Here is a 17745-nt window from a genome sequence, read left to right as displayed (position 1 = left end):
GCGTCCTACGGTGTACTTAGCATTGAATTCCTATTCAAGAGGGCATTAAAAAAAGGTAAAATGTTGTTACACATTTTACCTTTTACCTTTATTATTTAGGATCTAAAGCTTCTGCTATTCTGGAAATTAAATCGAGAACATGATATTTGCTCATTCGATCTGACATTCTAGAGGTAGATAACTTCAATTCATTTTGTAAACTATTCAGTTGACCTCTCGCAATAGATGGTAAATCCGTTTGCGTCAGATTGACTTTTCTGGTGGTGAAACCATAAGTGACTCCTACTGGTACAGATCTAACGCTTGCCGTACCTGGTTTTAGTAATTCAATCATCTTGTCTACATACAATTTCTGGATGTTTCTGCGGTAGATGTCAATAGAATTTTTATTTTTCAGTTCAGAGAAAATTCCTTTGTTCAAATCGGTTATTAATTCATCTACAGAATAGTTGTCTTTACTCACCGAGGAGGTTTCTAAAAGACGAACCATTCTATCTCCAGCTAACAAACTGTTTAAGGTGGCATCCTGCATTCCTTTAATCGCTTCGACACCATTTTCTGGGTTAATTTTTGAAAGAATATCTTGATTCAACAACCATTTTGGCGTGGTGAATAACTGGGTATTCAAGAAAGCTACAGCATCTTTCTGTATGCTTTTTGGTACTACTTCAAATTGATTACCAGTCATGTCATACGTTTTTGGACTATCATATATTCCACCTACATTTTTCGTTACATGTCCCATATACCTTTTAAACTGACCGGTAAGTGCACCATAAAGTTCATCCAGTTCAGTATAACTTTCGCCATCTTCTTTAGACCATTCTAGTAAATTAGGTAAAATTCTTTTTAGATTTTTAATACCATATTCAGAGGCTCTCATGGCATTGTCACCAATATCTTCCGTTTGATATCTTGGATCATAAGGACTGGTTTCTGACCCAAACCATAAACGACGGTTTTTGTAGGCTTCCTTAGTCATTTCATTCAAAAAAGCTTTCTCTTCTGCTTCCGTTTTTGTATCTTCAAAGTAAGAGTATCCCCATTTAATAGCCCATTTATCATAGTCTCCAATTCTAGGAAATAAACTGGTCACGCCATCTTCTGGTTGTGCAACATAATTAAAACGTGCATAATCCATTATAGATGAAGTATGTCCGTTTTGCTCTTGGTAGTCTTTATCTCTTAGTTTTTCAACAGGAGTGGCAGAGCTAGCTCCCATATTGTGGCGCAAGCCTAATGTATGTCCTACCTCATGTGAAGACACAAAACGAATGAGTTCTCCCATTAACTTATCATCAAATTTCTTAGCTCTAGCAGCCGGATCGACAGCAGCAGTCTGAATCAAATACCAGTTTCTCAAAAGGCTCATGATATTGTGGTACCAACCAATGTGACTCTCTAGAATCTCACCACTTCTAGGATCATGAACATTTGGTCCATACGCGTTTTGAATTTCAGCAGCGAAATATCTTAATACTGAAAAACGAGCATCCTCTAGGCTCATAGTAGGATCGTTCTCTGGCCAATATTCTCCACGAATAGCGTTTTTCCAACCTGCATTTTCAAAAGCAATCTGCCAATCATCAATTCCTTGTTTGATGAATTTTTTCCATTTATCGGGTGTAGCTGGGTCAATATAATATACAATTGGTTTCAAAGGCTCTATCAATTCACCATTTTTTTGTTTTTGAGCATCTTCGGCAGATTTAGGCTCTAAACGCCATCTGACAGCAAATACTTTGGTGTCGGACTTTTGGGATTCTTCTTCAAAAACACCGTATTGATTTGCGAAATATCCCACACGCGCATCAAATTCTCTTTTGCGCATAGGAGTTTTTGGCAATAAAATCATAGACGTATTTATTTCTACAGTGAGTACACCAGCATCTAGAGCCGAAGGTAAATCAACTCCAATTTTTGGCGTTGGTGTTGTATTGATTTTCGGCGGTGTAGTTGTAAATGTTTTTACACTTCTTATTTCAGTATTTATAGGAAAACTACTTATTTTTGAAATAAATGATTTGTCTTTTTGAAATGTTTGAATATTTAATAATTGTTTCTTAATTGGATCTAATGAAAAAGTTTGAACATCAGCATCAAATGTTGCAGATAAATCGAGAACATAGCCCGTTATTTTTCCAGAATCATCTTTTTTGTATGCAAGTACATCATAATTACCAATAATTGGATCTGAAGTGGAGTTTTTAACAGCTTTAGCCATTGGTTTGTCTTCATCTGGAGACATAATGACATAGGTAATTGATCTCAGCAGTATATTGTTGTTAAGTCCTTTTTCCCAACGAACGACTTGTCTGTTGATTTCTTCTCCGCCAAAAATTCCTCCCCCGGCCGGAGTCTTAGAATATCGGGTTATGGTCATTATTTCACTTCCTAATAGGGAATCAGGAATTTCAAAAAGATACTTATTGTCTATTTTATGAACATCAATTAATCCTTTTTGAGTAACGGCACTACTATCAACTACTTTTTTATAGGGTTTAGGCTCTTTTTTGGCATCAGCTGCTTTGGCATCAACTGCTGTTACGGCATTTTTATCTGTTTTTTTCTTTTTCTTACTTTGGGCAAATGTTTCCTGGACGGAAAAAAATAGCAGACATACAATAATTAGGGTTAGTTTTTTTTTTAGCATTTAGTTAAATGTTTTAAAAAGGTTAAGGATTAGCTTTAATAAATAAGTAGGAATTTTTTCTTTTTTACAATTAAAATCCAAATCTATTGATATATTTTTAAAAACAGACCAATAATTTACAAAAAATCATATAATTAACATTTATTAAATAATAAGATTTTTTAATATCATAATATGATTTTTCTCATGAAAGGATGTGTTTTTTCGCCTTATCTTTGTTTTATAATAAATAGACCAAGAATATTTTTTTCCTTTTCAACAGCTGTAAAAGTAATGAAGAGGGATTTTTTTTAAAAGTTTTTGTAATATTATGATACAAATGACGCTGTATGAGAAAAATTAAATACAAGAAAGGCAGAAAACTACAACCCAACAATTTAGAATATACCGGGATTCATAAGGACAATAAATCGGAAATGCAATTGTTTGTTTTTGATGATTTAATGCTGACAGAGTATGAGGATTTTAAAGTTTCGGATTTTGATAAATATATTGATCTGCAAAAAAATAATTGGCTTAACCTACACGGTCTAAGTAATACTGAATATATAAAAGCTATTGGGAATTATTTCAAAATAGATACTTTCATTTTAGCTGATATTTTAAATACTACACGAAGAACTAAAGTTGAAGAATTATCAGATGTTTTGTTTTTTAATATAAAATCATTACTTCCGACAGGAAATTCAGACAATATAAGCGTAGAGCAAATTAGTTTTTTGATCAAAGATGGGGTCTTAATTTCCTTTCAGGAAAAGCGTAGTGACTTTTTTACGCATATTCGCGAACGCCTTAGGACGCATTCTGGCATTGTGAGAACCAAAAAAACTGATTATTTGTTGTACATTCTCTTAGATGCCATTATGGAAAATTTTTACATCACTTTAGAAAACGAAGAAGATAAAGTAGAGGAACTCATCAATCTTTCCAAACAAAGTGCTAACCCAATTATCTTAGAAAAAATCGAAAAACACAGGGATAATTTCAATTTTTTGAAGCGCTCCATAGTTCCGCTTAGAGATTCTTTGTACAACATAAAGAGCATCAAAGATGATAATGTATTTAATGCGATAGAAAAAGAGAATTTTAGCTTTTTTGCGCGATTGCATCAAAAGAGCCTAGAACTTTTAGAACAAATAGAATCGGATATGGGGTCATTAGAAAGTGCCTCTAATTTTTTTTTCTCGGCACAAACACATAAGATGAATGAGATTATGAAAACACTGACTATTGTTTCAGCAATCTTTATTCCGCTTACATTTATTGTAGGTGTGTATGGAATGAATTTTGAAAACTTACCGGAACTTAAATACCAATATGGCTATCATACCGTTATGGGGGCTATGTTTTTGATCGTAATAGGAATGATTATATATTTTAAAAGACGCCAGTGGTTTTAATATAAAAACGGTAGTGCAAAAAAATATTAAATAATAATAGGACCTCCAATTTGTTTTGGAATTAATACAAATATCAAAAAATGAGTAAAGCCATTTATGTAGCAACAACGGAACAAAATAGTGGGAAGTCAATTATAACTTTGGGCTTGATGAGTATATTGATTGGTAAAACTGCTAAAGTAGGTTATTTTAGGCCCATTGTTGAGGATTTTGAAGAAGGTGGATTTGACAATCACATTGAAACAGTCATGGGCCATTTTGGGTTGGATATAGAATTTGAGGATGCCTATGCCATTACAAAAAGCAAGTTAATCAAAAAGAAGAATAAGGGAAAAATAGGAGAGGTGCTGGACTTAATTATTGAAAAGTATAAAAAATTAGAAGAGCGTTTTGATTTTGTTCTAGTAGAAGGAACTGGTTTTAGTGGGGAAGGAACCGTTATTGAGTTAGACATGAATGTTCTGATTGCTAAAAATCTAGGTATCCCAACCATTATTGTAGGTTCCGGAGTAGGTAAAACATTAGAAGAACTAATAGACAGTCTTTATTTAGCCTATGATTCATTCAAGGTAAAGGATGTCGAGGTTTTAGCGGTAATAGCCAATAAAGTGCAACCTGAGAACATTGAGTTAGTGACCAATGGATTGAAAAAAAGTTTACCGGAAGGTCTTCTGGTAAATGCTATTCCATTGATTCCTAATTTGAATAATCCTACCGTTCAGGAGATTGTGAATAAGTTGGATGCCAAAGTCTTATTTGGTGCCGCCCATCTAAACAATCAAACCGGGAACTTTAGTGTAGGGGCGATGCAATTGTGTAATTATTTGTTGCATTTAAAAGAAAACAGTCTGGTGATAACTCCCGGAGACCGTGCAGATATTATTCTAGGGGCGCTGCAAGCCAATGAATCCATAAATTATCCCGCTATTTCAGGAATTGTTTTAACAGGTAATATTTTGCCAGAGATTAGTATTTTAAAATTAATAGAAGGTCTTGCCCCAGTTGTTCCAATTATTGCCGTTGAAGAAGGAACCTACTATATTACTAATAAAATTGGGGCTATCAAATCCCAAATTTATGCGGATAACAAACAGAAGATTGAAATCTCGATTACTACTTTTGCAAAATATGTGGACATAGATAATTTGGCTGAGAAGCTTATCACTTTTGAAGCCGAAGGCATGACACCAAAAATGTTTCAATATAATTTAGTCAAAAGAGCCAGAAAACATAGAAAACATATTGTGTTACCGGAAGGAAATGATGAAAGAATTATTAGGGCTGCTTCACGATTATTAGCAATGGATGTGGTCGATATTTCGATTATTGGCAACAAAAAAGAAGTAGAAAATAAAGTCGCGGAGTTGGGGCTGGACTTTGATTTTTCGAAAGTTAAAATTATTAATCCCATCGAGTCAGATCAGTATGATGATTATGTAAATACGTACTTTGAGTTGCGAAAAGCAAAAAATGTAACTCTAGGAATGGCCAAAGACTTAATGGAAGATGTTTCGTATTTTGGAACGATGATGGTGTACAAAGGACATGCGGACGGTATGGTTTCCGGTGCAGCACATACTACGCAGCACACTATTTTGCCTGCTTTGCAATTCATTAAAACAAAACCCAATTGTTCTGTAGTTTCATCGATATTTTTTATGTGCCTAGAGGATAGAGTTTCTGTTTTTGGGGATTGTGCCATTAATCCAAATCCTACAGCGGAGCAACTTGCCGAAATAGCCATCTCATCCGCTGATTCGAGTTTGGCTTTCGGGATTGAACCCAAAATTGCCATGCTTTCCTATTCTTCCGGCTTCTCCGGCAAAGGAAATGAGGTTGATAAAGTGCGAACGGCTACAGAAATTGTGAGAAAGAAACGTCCCGATTTAAAAATTGAAGGACCCATTCAATATGATGCTGCAGTTGACATGAGCGTGGGACAAAGCAAAATGCCAAACTCAGAAGTGGCAGGACAAGCGAGTGTTTTGATTTTTCCGGATTTAAATACAGGCAATAATACTTACAAGGCAGTACAAAGAGAGACTGGCGCGTTGGCAATTGGCCCCATGTTACAAGGTTTGAACAAGCCTGTTAATGATTTAAGCCGCGGTTGTACCGTTGATGATATTATAAATACCGTAGTGATTACAGCCATTCAAGCGCAAGGATTGTAAAAAAGGTAAAGGTTTAATCGTTTAATTGATTAACGGTTTTAAAAGTAAAAAAACAGAAAATATATTTATAACGTAGTGCTACCTAGTCTCTCTTTTATATAGAGTCCCGAAACTTTGGGATGGGAGAAGAAAAACAATAAATAATGAAAATAGTAATTATAAACGCCGGAAGTTCCTCAATAAAATACCAATTAATCACAATACCGGAAAATGAAGTGATTTGTTCGGGAATGATTGACAGAATAGGACTGGAAACTTCGAATCTAACTTACGTAACCAAAGCGACTAAATTAGAAGAGACTTTAGCTATTGCTAACCATAAAATTGGGTTGGAAAAAATCGCTAAATTATTGATGGATGAAAAAGTTGGAGTGATTAAAAGTACGGATGAAATAGAAGCTGTCGGGCATCGTGTGGTGCATGGTGGAAGCGCTTTTTCGAATACGGTAATCATTACCAATGAGGTAAAAGATAAAATCAGACAGCTTTTTGATTTAGCACCCTTGCACAATCCTGCCAATTTAGAAGGGATAAATGTTGCCGAAGCAATTTTTAACTCGGCCCAACAAGTAGCTGTTTTTGATACTGCATTTCATCAAACTATTCCTGTTGTGGCACACAAATACGCGGTGCCCAATTATCTTTTGACAGAAAATAAAATTCGTGTGTATGGTTTTCACGGAACAAGCCACAAATATGTTTCAGAACAAGCGATTGGTTATTTACAGCAAAATTTTAAGAATAAAGGGACTAAAATCATAACAATACATTTAGGAAACGGTTGCAGTATGACTGCTATAAAAGACGGAAAAAGTATCGATCATACGTTAGGATTTGCTCCAATGAATGGTTTGATCATGGGAACTCGAAGTGGTGATATTGATCAATCAGTGATTTTTTACCTGGTAAATTCTTTGGGGTATTCGTTTGAAAACGTGAACGATATGTTACAAAAACAAAGCGGAATGCTTGGGCTTACGGGATACAGTGATTTAAGAGATATTGAAGCAAATGCAGAAGCGGGAAATGCAGATTGTCAGTTGGCACTGGCCATGAACGCCTACCGAATAAAAAAATATATTGGCTCTTACACGGCAGTTTTAAATGGATTGGATGCCATTGTTTTTACGGCGGGAATTGGAGAAAATTCTTCGTACATCAGAAAGTTAGTATGTACGGAGATGGAATATTTTGGAATTGAACTGGATCAAGGTAAAAATGAAGTTCGTTCAAAAAAAATTCGAGAAATCAATAAACCGGAATCAAAAACTAAAATATTGATCGTACCAACGAACGAGGAAATCGAAATTGCCAATCAGGTATTTGAATTATTAAAAAATTAAGAAAATTCTCTGTTCTAAAAAAAGCGTCTGTATTCAGATGCTTTTTTTATGCCTTTTATTTAAGAAATCTATCTATATTTGGAGATAAAAAATGCCGCGTTTTGAAAGTAAAAATTACAATAATAATCCTTTTATCTTTTATTTCATCCCAACTTTTTGCTCAGGAGCTACTTCCTTTTGTGGAAAATTATAACAAATCAGATTATAAAGGCGACAACCAGATTTGGAATGTAGCCCAGGGAAATGATGACGCAATGTACTTTGCTAATAATTATTATTTGTTGCGATATGATGGTGTAAAATGGGAGAAATACACACTGCCCAACAAAACGATTATCCGTTCGATACTTGTGGATGGCGACAGGATTTATTCGGGTTCTTATAAAGAATTTGGGTATTGGTACAGAAAAAATGGAAAAATGTTGTACGTCTCCCTTTCTGATAAAACGAAGGTTTTTGAAGATAGTGATAATGAAGAAATTTGGAAGATATTTAAGTTCAAAGGAAAAATTCACTTTCAATCATTCAATGGGATTTTTTTGTTTGATGGAAAAGCAATCAAGAAGGAAAAGTTTTCTTTTTTGATTTCTTATTGTTTCGTAGTTGACGATCAGTTGCTCGTTGCTTCAGTAAAAAATGGAATCTATAAAATGAATAATTCCACTTTTGAAAAAATTCAAAGATGGTCCATATTAGAAAATAATGTGATTCATGCTGTAGAAAAGTTCCAAAACAAAACCTATATTTTTACAAAAAAAAATGGAGTTTACATTGATGAAAAAGGTGTTTTGAGTCCTTGGAAAAATCCTTTAAACGCTATTTTGAAAACGGCTAATATCAATGCAGCGGCGTTTATAAAAAACAATAAATTAGTTATTGGAACTGCCAGCAAAGGGTTGTATCTGTTTGATTTAAAAACCAATTCCTATAAAAACATTAATAGAAATAATGTATTGATGAACAACTCGATTTTGAGCATGGGGTTGGACAAAGAAAATGATTTATGGCTTGGCTTGGATAATGGAATTGCCCATGTTGAAGTCAATTCTCCCATCTCAATTTTTTATGATAATTCTGGGATTTTAGGTTCGGTGTATTCAGTTGCAAGTACTACCAAAGGCTATTTAATGGCTTCCAATCACGGGGTTTATAAATATGAGGATAAGGAACTCTCTTTGATTCCAACTACACAAGGGCAAGCTTGGAACATCAGTAAAATAAACAATAAATTTCTTATAGGACATAATGAAGGTACTTTTGTTTACAAGGACGGAAGCATCTCTAAATTAAGTACGGTAAATGGCGGTTGGAATTTAGTAAAAAGTGGCATCAACAATTCCTATTTGCAAGCTACTTACAGCGGTATTATTATTTACAACGACAAGAATGATTTAAATCAGAAAAAAGTTATAAAAGGTCTTTTGAAGCCTATAAAATATGTAGCTCAAAATCGAAAAAATGAAATATGGGCTGCAGATAATTATAGAGGCTTGTATTTGATCAAATACAATGATGCCTATGAAACACAGGTCGAAAACATTACCCAGCACAGTAAGATTGAGAATGATTTTGGCGTGAAAATATTTGAATTCCGAAATGAAATTCTTTTTCTGATAAATAAGTTTTGGTACACTTATAATTCAATCACGAACCAACTCGAGAAAAATAAATTATTTAATTCTAATTTCAAAAATATATCCAATATTGCCGCTATTGACGAAAATCAATTCATAGTACTTCAGAGTGGTCTTTTGTATCATATTTATGCCAATGCAAATAAATTTGTTTGGAATGTTATTCAGGAAAAATATTACTCAGGTAAGATTATCAATGACAATTTGAAAATTTTTAAAAACAACGAAAGTTATTTATTAAATCTTGACGATGGTTTTATTTCACTTCAGTTACAACAAGAAAAAAAACAAAATACGAATATAAAAATAGAAGCTTTTACTGAAGATAGTTTGATTGAGGATAAATCAAGTATAAAGTACAATTCAGAGTTGAAGATATATGTAATATCTGGAAAATTTGGAGCAGCAAAGCCAAATTTATTTTATAAAACCACTAACACGTCTCATTTTATACCCATCAAGCAAGGATTGATTGTTTTGAATAACCTTAGCAGTGGCGCTCATAGCGTTACTATTTACGGAAATGATGGGCTGAATTACACTACAATTTCTAATTTTCAATTCATTGTGGCTAAGCCTTGGTATTTTTCTTTTTGGATGATCTCGTTGTATCTTATTGTGATAAGCACAATATTATACCTATATTATAAGTGGAATAAAATACGATATGTTCAAAAATTAAAGTTTCGTGATGAGGAGTTAAAACATCAAAATAAAATTTTGGAAATGGAATTAAAAGCCCAAAACAAGTTGAATATTCAAGAATATGAAAAGCACATTTTGGAACTCGAATTGCAAACAAAGTCATCTGAGGTTGCCGGTAAGTCTCTTTCCATAGCAAAACAAAGTGAAATGATAGAAAGTATTCAAGGCATTTTAGACTCTGAATCGGACTTTAATAAACTAAAAAGTGACATCAAAAAAGTGATAAAAATAAATGCCTTGAATAAACATGAATGGGAGACTTTTGAGACCAACCTAAATCAGATTCACAATGAATTTATTGTCAAGCTAGCAAAGAAATATCCCAACCTTACCTGTAAGGATATTAAACTTTGTATTTACTTAAAAATGAATCTTTCTTCTAAAGAAATTGCTCCAATGATGAACATTTCATTTAGAGGAGTTGAGTTGCAACGGTATCGCCTTAGAAAAAAATTAACTCTTACTCAGGATGAAAACCTTTCTAAATTTTTGTTAAACATATAAATACCTTCTTTTTTTTATAGATACTGTAGTTAATGTGTTGTATTTTTTTGAAATTACAATACATCATTATTACATCATGGATATCTATTGCAATACCCGTTTTCTTTACTAACGACTTCCAATCATTGATTTGTTTTGCTATTTTTATTTTTTGATGTATTTATGTAGTAACTCTGTTCTGTTCACTATAACGTTGTAATTATCTACTTTAGCTTTAGCAATATATTAACAAATTAATACTATATGAGAAATTTTATTTTGGGCTTTTTAGCACTCATTCTACTTCCGGCATATATGTCTGGTCAAGTAATTAAAGGAAAGGTATCAGATAAAAATGGCATAGGAATTCCGGGCGCCATTATAGTGGCTGTTGATTCAAAAACGAATACAACTACTGACTTTGATGGGAATTTTGAAATTAGGGCAGCAGAAGGTGAAATTTTACAAATGTCGATGTTAGGTTTTGAATCAACGTCGTTAGCTGCGTCGTTAAACCGCATGGCTGTTGTTCTGCAAGAAGATCAAGACACTCAATTAGATGAAGTGGTTGTTATTGGGTACGGAACCCGTAAAATAATTGATAATACGTCCTCTATTACTTCATTGAAAGCGGAAGAAATTTCTAAAACTAAAGTCTTGAATGCTTCGCAAGCCATACAAGGTAAAGCTGCGGGAGTTCAAGTCATTTCTTCGGATGTACCGGGTAGTTCACCTACGGTAGTCATTAGAGGTTTAGGAACGGCAATTGGGGGGCGAACTCCTTTATTTGTTGTAGATGGGATGCCTACAGATAACATTAATAACATCAATACTAATGATATTACTTCTTATGAGATCTTGAAAGATGCTTCTTCTCTTGCTATTTATGGTACCAGAGCGGCCAATGGAGTTATCATTATTACCACCAAAAAAGGGAAAGGTGATAAAGTTTTAGTAGAATTTGAAACTTTTGTAGGTTTTAGACAGCCTTTGAAAAAAGTGAAAATGGCAGGAAGTAACAAGTTTTCGCATTATTCGAATTCCGCTTTGCAAACTACTACTTTCTCGCAAGATCAACCGGTAAATACAGATTGGTTTGATGCTATTACCAGAACAGGAATGTATACTCAAAATAACGTTTCGGTTTCCGGGTCAACAGAAAAGATCAAATATTTTTTCAGTATTGGAAACTATGAAGAAAAAGGTATTCTTAACGGATTAGATTATGGTCGTACCACCTTTAGAAATAATAATGAGTATAAGATTTCTGATAAGATAACCTTAAGTCAGAACTTTAGTTTTGGTTCGACTAATTCAACTCCCAAACCTTTGGGCGCTTTTACCACCGCTTATAAACAATCACCAATTGTTCCTGTTTTTTTTCCTGACGGTCAATATGGGGTTCCTCTAGTAGGCGCAAATGGTTTTGCAGGTACTTCTGGTAATTTATTTAACAATGTGGGCAATCCGGTAGCGCAATTGGACTTTTTTGATGAAGAGCAAAGGAGTTTGACTTTGCAGGGTGGTTTGAAATTAGATTATGAAATTTTAGAGTCTTTGAAGTTTACTTCCCAATTTAATGGGGAATACTATTCTTGGAAAAATTATAACTTTTCTGATTCAGAAGGAATCTGGATGGCGCGCAACCCAAATACAAGTGCTGCGGATTATGAAGCAGCTAATGAGGGAGTTCCTTTAAATTTATTGACAAAAGGGAGATCCCAATATTTCAATTGGAATTTAACGAATTACTTTACCTATAATAAAGTTTTTGGGGAAATTCATGATGTGGAACTTACCGGAGGAATTGAAACTTCTATTAGAGGGTCTAGAGAAACATTGACTGTTACCAGAAAAAATGTAAATGCAGATGCTAATTATTGGGCTTTAAACGGAGTTGATTATTCTGCTGACATTATGAATTATACTGATGCAGTGTCTAATGAAAGTAAATTAGCGTCTTATTTTGGTCGTTTCCAATATAAATTAATGGATCGTTACTTAATTACGGGAACGCTAAGACGCGATGGTTCTTCTAATTTTGGGAAAAACTACCGTTGGGGAACCTTTCCTGCCTTTGGTTTAGGTTGGATTATCACCAACGAAGGTTTTATGGCGGATGTCAAAGGAGTTAATTTATTGAAATTAAGAGGTGGTTGGGGTAAACTGGGGAACCAAAACGTACCGCTCAACAATCAAGCGTTTTCTTCAGGATTGAGCTATCCTTTAGGAGGTTCCATATTGTTAAGTGAAGGAACTACGATTAATTCTCAGATTGATCCTAGCTTATCCTGGGAAATTACCGAGGAAGCTTCTGCAGGTATCGATTTTGAATTCTTGAATAGCAGATTAAAAGGTTCTTTTGATGTGTATGACAAAACCACAACAAATGTTATTTTATATACAAGACCTTATATTACGTCTGGAATAAGTAATGATTCTCCTGCACATGTGGGTGAAGTGTCAAACAAAGGATATGAAATTGCTTTGCGTTGGGATGATCAATTAGTTGATAATTTGAGTTATTGGGTTGGAGGTAATTTTTCAAATAACCAAAATGAACTTTCAGGGCTAAAAGATGTTAGGTTACCACAACGTCTTGGTGGAAGCTTAGGAAACGGACAAAACACAAAAGTATTAGACAATAGTTCTGTTGGTCAACCATTAGGTAGTTTCTTTATGTACGAATACGCGGGTTTTGATCCTACAAATGGAGCTATGTTGTATTACAATACAGCAGGCGAAAAAGTGAGTCAAGGAACCTTGAATGATGCAGATAAAAAATATGTAGGATCTGTTTTACCCACTTCAACGTATGGAGTTACTTTAGGACTGAACTATAAAAACTTTGATTTCTCGGTTGATGGGTACGGAACTTCAGGAGCTAAAGTGTACAATGGTAAAAAAGCACAACGTTTTGGAAACGAAAACATCGAAGAGTCTCTAGCTACTGATTTCTGGACCATAAACAATACAACAGCTTCTAATCCAGCAGCATTCAATCAAGTTCCGGTAGCTTCTACTTATTATTTAGAATCAGGTGACTTTTTTAGAATCAACAATATTACTTTAGGGTATAAAATTCCGTTAAAAGGAGATTTTATAAACTCTTGCAGAATATATGTTAATGCGATCAATCCATTAATTACACAAAAATTCTCTGGTTTTTCACCTGAATTGAATGGAAATGGTGATCCTTATGGAAGTCAGGGAATCGAGCTAGATGCTTATCCTACTTTAAGATCATTTGTAATTGGTGCTAATTTAAAATTTTAAGAGTATGAAAAAAATATATATCTCCGTTTTTGTTCTATCCGCTTGCTTTATTTCAGGATGTTCAGATGAGTATTTAGACGTAGATCAAACCGAATCTATTTCTACCAAAGATGTTGCATTATTAAACAATGATGCCGGTGCAGCAACTTTTGTTACTGCAATTTATAATAAGTTTTTAGATTGGAATATGTCTTCCTTTTCTTGGAATGGGGTTTCTAGTATTGCTTCTGATGATGCCGATAAAGGATCATCACCAAGTGACACAGGTTCTGATAAAGACTTATTAGATGCCTTGACCTATAATCCATCAAGTCCTTCGACCACTGAAATTTTTGCAGCCAATTACGAAGGGATCAACAGATGCAACCAAGCATTAAATATTATTCCTCAATTAGATCAGGCTAATGCTGCATTGCGTAGTAGATTAATTGGCGAAGCTAAGTTTTTGCGTGCTTTCATGTATTTTACTTTGGTCAAAACCTATGGTGGTGTTCCCATTGTAGATCGTTTGCCAAATCCTTCTTCTGATGAAGATCGAATTATGCAATTAACGCGTAAATCAACTGCAGAAGTCTATGCATTTATTGAAAATGATTTAATTGACGCGATTGCAGCGTTACCAAATAAAGCTGCTTACAACGCTTCCGAAAAAGGAAGAGCTTCTCAAGGAGCTGCTTATGCCTTGTTAGCCAAAGTAAATTTGTACCAAAAAAATTGGCAAAAAGTGATTGACAATTGCAATTTAGTTACCGGATATTCTCTTGTTTCGGATTATGCATCTATGTTTAGATTAGCTGGAGAAAATGATGCCGAATCTATATTTGAAATTCAAGGTGTAGGAGGATCTCTTCCTGCTCAAGGAATCAAACAATATTCGCAAACTCAAGGTGCTCGTGGTACCGAAGGTTGGGGTTGGGGTTTCAATACGCCTTCTCAAAGTTTATTAAATGCTTATGAAGCGAATGATGTCAGAAAAAATGCAACAATTATGTTTAGAGGCGCAACTTTATACGATGGAAGAAAAGTTCCCGCCGATGCTGATAATCCAATGTATAATTACAAAGCCTATTCTTCCGCTTATTCTGGTCAGGATAATTCAGATACCAATATCAAGTATTTGCGTTATGCTGAAGTGATCTTAATGAAAGCAGAAGCGCTGAACGAATTAAATCAAACTTCTGAAGCAATTGTTTTATTGAACCAAATAAGAACTAGAGCCGGATTAGCCAATACAACATTCTCCTCACAAGCGGATATAAAAATTGCAATTTGGAAAGAAAGAAGAGTCGAAATGGCTTTTGAACACGACAGATTTTTTGATTTAGTTCGAACAGGATCTGCTCGCGCTGTAGCTGCTTTTGCTGTTCATGGCAAAACATTTGTAGCAGGAAAACATGAAGTGTTTCCTTTACCACAAAACTTTATTAGCGAAGCGTCTGGATTGTCAACTCAAAATCCTGGATATTAATTCTTAAAACAGTAAAAATGAAAAAAAATAAATATATTTTCTTGTTCGCCTCTGTTCTGGTTTCCTCATTTTTTGTGAGCTGCAATGAAGACAGTATCGACACCGTAAACAGTCCAATTGCTTATGAAGCAATTGGAGGTTACGAAAGCTCAGATGAAATCGCTGCAGGTAATTTAATAACTAAATTCAGCTTTGAGAATACTATTTCAGATTCAAAAAATGGAATAACTGGTGGAGTTGGAACAAATGTGACTTATGGAAACGGAATCAAAGGTTTGGCTTACAAAGGATCTGCAAGTTCTTTTATAGCCTACAGCACAGTACCAAGCGTTTTAGTTGATGTAAAAAGTATTAGTGTTTCTATGTGGATTAATACAAATCCACACACAGGAGGAGCGCAATCTTTATATACATTACCAAAAACATCAGATTTCTGGGGAAACATTTTTACTTTAGTTGAAGGAACAGGCCCTGCTGCAACTATGTTATTAAAAAATCATATTCAAAAAGATGTGACTCCAAGCATTGCATGGTCAGGCCAGTTTATGGAACATTCAGGAGATAATCTTTTGAAGAATATGTATGGGACCTGGAAACATTTGGTATGGACATACAATGGGGCCAGTTCTACTTACAGCATGTATATTGACGGAAAAAAGCTTGATTTGCCTGCATCACTATCTAAGCGATATGCAAGTGATCCTCTTACTGGGGGGCTTGGATATGGAACCTTAGCTAATTCGAATGTTTCAAAGTTCATTATTGGTGGATTCCAGCAACATTTAGGTGCTCCATGGAACGCTCCGGATGGTTGGATGTTGAATTATACAGGTATGATGGATGAGTTTAGAATTTATAACGCAGCTCTTTCTGACAATGAAGTTGTTGCTTTATATAAATTAGAAAAAGACAACAGATAAAAGATTGTAAACCCCTAGATTTCTAAAACTAGGGGTTTATCTTAAAACTATTAATCCTATTATTTTTATTAAAATGAAGATTTCTCTGAGTTTACTATTTTGTATTAGTTTTTTTATTTCCTGTTCTTCCTCAACTCCGGAGAGTAACGGAGGTACTGGAACTCCATTGCCAACAAATCCTGTTACTCCAACAGTTCCTTTGACGGATATTGAGGTTCTGGATCAGGTTCAAAAAGATGCCATCAAGTATTTTTGGGAGTATGCAGAACCTAATTCTAAACTGGCAAGAGAACGGTATTATACCAATGATCCTGGTTTTGAAGCTAATATTGTCACCACGGGAGGTTCCGGTTTTGGGTTGATGTCAATAATAGTAGGTATTGAACGCGGTTTTGTAAATCGGTCAGAAGCAGTTTCACGTCTTACAACTGCCATGAATTTTCTCGAAAAAGCAGAACGGTTTCACGGTGCTTGGCCCCATTGGATGGATGGTTCAACCGGAAAAGTAATTCCCTTTGGAATAAAAGATAATGGAGGTGATTTAGTAGAGACATCGTTCCTGTGCCAAGGATTATTAAGCATCAGAGAATATTTTAAAAATGGTTCTGCCTCAGAAAAAGAATTAGCTGCAAAAGCCGATGCACTTTGGAAAGGAGTAGAGTGGGATTGGTATACCAAAGGAGAAAACGCCCTTTACTGGCATTGGTCTCCGCAATACGGTTGGGAAATGAATTTTAAATTAGAAGGATACAACGAATGTTTGATTACCTATGTTTTGGGTGCCGCTTCGCCTACGCATCCTATTTCGGCACAGGCCTATCATCAGGCTTGGGCCAGAAATGGAGCCATTACAAATGGAGGATCACAATATGGAATTCCTGTGATTTTCAATTATAATGGAGCTTCAGGAAATGTAGGGCCTTTGTTCTGGGCGCAATATTCTTATTTAGGATTAGATCCCACTACATTGAAAGATCAATATGCCGATTATTGGGCATTGACCCAAAATCATTCTAAAATCATCAATCAATATTGCATTGCTAATCCACGCCAATGGAAAGGATATTCAGATAAATGTTGGGGATTAACGGCTAGTTATTCCCGCAACACTGATGGTTCTACAGGATATTCAGCACACCAGCCTAACAATGATTTGGGGGTAATTACGCCTACGGCTGCACTGTCTTCATTTCCTTTTACACCAGTAGAGTCCATGAAGTTTCTTCATTATTTATATGATGAAAAAAGAACAGAATATGTTGGAATTGCAGGGCCTTATGATGCCTTTTCACCGCATTATAACTGGGTAACACCACGATATTTAGCTATTGATCAAGGTACAATTGCACCTATGATTGAAAATCACCGTTCCGGTTTATTATGGAAATTATTTATGAACGCTCCGGAAATTAAACCAGGTTTGACAAAATTGGGCTTTAATTCTACAAAATATAATTTTTAAATAATGATGAAAGGTCTAATTTTAATACTCGCCTTTTTAATGTAATGGAATTCTTTTTCTCAAACTGAGAGCAACGGGAAAATTAAAACGGAAGTCGTTAAAAATCACGAACTAAATTACGTTTTGCACATTCCAAAGAACTTCAATGTGGAATTAACCATTTTTGATAATGCAAACCACGACAGTTGGCCGCGTGTGTATGACAACCAAGAAATTTATGATTGGAT

The 17745-nt window shown here is 34.7% G+C and carries 9 protein-coding genes; 8 read left to right on the top strand and 1 reads right to left on the bottom strand.

What is annotated here, in order from left to right:
- Positions 1 to 91 precede the first annotated feature (91 nt).
- A complete protein-coding gene (locus tag EKM00_RS02135) occupies positions 92 to 2653 on the bottom strand; it encodes a zinc-dependent metalloprotease (protein WP_126515067.1) in 2562 nt (853 codons plus the stop codon).
- A 329-nt stretch (positions 2654 to 2982) separates the two neighbouring features.
- Between EKM00_RS02135 and corA the strand changes: the two genes are divergently transcribed.
- The 8 genes from corA (at position 2983) to EKM00_RS02095 (ending at position 17518) form a co-directional block, all read left to right on the top strand.
- Positions 2983 to 4053 carry a magnesium/cobalt transporter CorA gene (gene corA / locus EKM00_RS02130; RefSeq protein WP_126452522.1) on the top strand — a complete coding sequence of 357 codons (1071 nt, stop codon included), beginning with the start codon at positions 2983 to 2985 and terminating at the stop codon, positions 4051 to 4053.
- An 80-nt stretch (positions 4054 to 4133) separates the two neighbouring features.
- A complete protein-coding gene (gene pta, locus EKM00_RS02125) occupies positions 4134 to 6227 on the top strand; it encodes a phosphate acetyltransferase (protein ID WP_126452520.1) in 2094 nt (697 codons plus the stop codon).
- A gap of 143 nt (positions 6228 to 6370) precedes the next feature.
- Positions 6371 to 7570 (top strand): acetate/propionate family kinase, encoded by a 1200-nt coding sequence (locus tag EKM00_RS02120; protein ID WP_126515066.1) that lies wholly within the window; start codon positions 6371 to 6373, stop codon positions 7568 to 7570.
- A gap of 101 nt (positions 7571 to 7671) precedes the next feature.
- Complete coding sequence (locus tag EKM00_RS02115; protein ID WP_126515065.1) at positions 7672 to 10413, top strand: helix-turn-helix and ligand-binding sensor domain-containing protein; 2742 nt, start codon at positions 7672 to 7674, stop codon at positions 10411 to 10413.
- A gap of 243 nt (positions 10414 to 10656) precedes the next feature.
- The gene (locus EKM00_RS02110) at positions 10657 to 13668 is read left to right on the top strand and encodes a SusC/RagA family TonB-linked outer membrane protein (protein ID WP_126515064.1); all 3012 of its coding nucleotides are present in this window, start codon (positions 10657 to 10659) and stop codon (positions 13666 to 13668) included.
- Between the two features lie 4 nt (positions 13669 to 13672).
- The gene (locus tag EKM00_RS02105; RefSeq protein WP_126452512.1) at positions 13673 to 15136 is read left to right on the top strand and encodes a RagB/SusD family nutrient uptake outer membrane protein; all 1464 of its coding nucleotides are present in this window, start codon (positions 13673 to 13675) and stop codon (positions 15134 to 15136) included.
- Between the two features lie 17 nt (positions 15137 to 15153).
- Complete coding sequence (locus EKM00_RS02100) at positions 15154 to 16056, top strand: LamG-like jellyroll fold domain-containing protein (RefSeq protein ID WP_126515063.1); 903 nt, start codon at positions 15154 to 15156, stop codon at positions 16054 to 16056.
- 73 nt (positions 16057 to 16129) lie between these two features.
- Positions 16130 to 17518: a glucoamylase family protein gene (locus EKM00_RS02095; RefSeq protein ID WP_126515062.1), complete on the top strand. Its 1389-nt coding sequence runs from the start codon at positions 16130 to 16132 to the stop codon at positions 17516 to 17518.
- Positions 17519 to 17745 lie beyond the last annotated feature (227 nt).

It is taken from the genome of Flavobacterium sp. RSP15, assembly GCF_003968755.1.
Lineage (GTDB): Bacteria > Bacteroidota > Bacteroidia > Flavobacteriales > Flavobacteriaceae > Flavobacterium.
The sequence above is the reverse complement of the archived record's forward strand: the minus strand, read 5'-3'. Positions and strand labels throughout refer to the sequence as shown.

Excerpts from the sequence above, each read along its gene's own strand:
- EKM00_RS02095 (WP_126515062.1), top strand. The coding sequence starts at position 16,130 with ATGAAGATTTCTCTGAGTTTACTATTTTGTATTAGTTTTTTTATTTCC.
- pta (WP_126452520.1), top strand. The coding sequence starts at position 4,134 with ATGAGTAAAGCCATTTATGTAGCAACAACGGAACAAAATAGTGGGAAG.
- EKM00_RS02105 (WP_126452512.1), top strand. The coding sequence starts at position 13,673 with ATGAAAAAAATATATATCTCCGTTTTTGTTCTATCCGCTTGCTTTATT.
- corA (WP_126452522.1), top strand. The coding sequence starts at position 2,983 with ATGAGAAAAATTAAATACAAGAAAGGCAGAAAACTACAACCCAACAAT.
- EKM00_RS02135 (WP_126515067.1), bottom strand. The coding sequence starts at position 2,653 with ATGCTAAAAAAAAAACTAACCCTAATTATTGTATGTCTGCTATTTTTT.
- EKM00_RS02110 (WP_126515064.1), top strand. The coding sequence starts at position 10,657 with ATGAGAAATTTTATTTTGGGCTTTTTAGCACTCATTCTACTTCCGGCA.
- EKM00_RS02120 (WP_126515066.1), top strand. The coding sequence starts at position 6,371 with ATGAAAATAGTAATTATAAACGCCGGAAGTTCCTCAATAAAATACCAA.
- EKM00_RS02100 (WP_126515063.1), top strand. The coding sequence starts at position 15,154 with ATGAAAAAAAATAAATATATTTTCTTGTTCGCCTCTGTTCTGGTTTCC.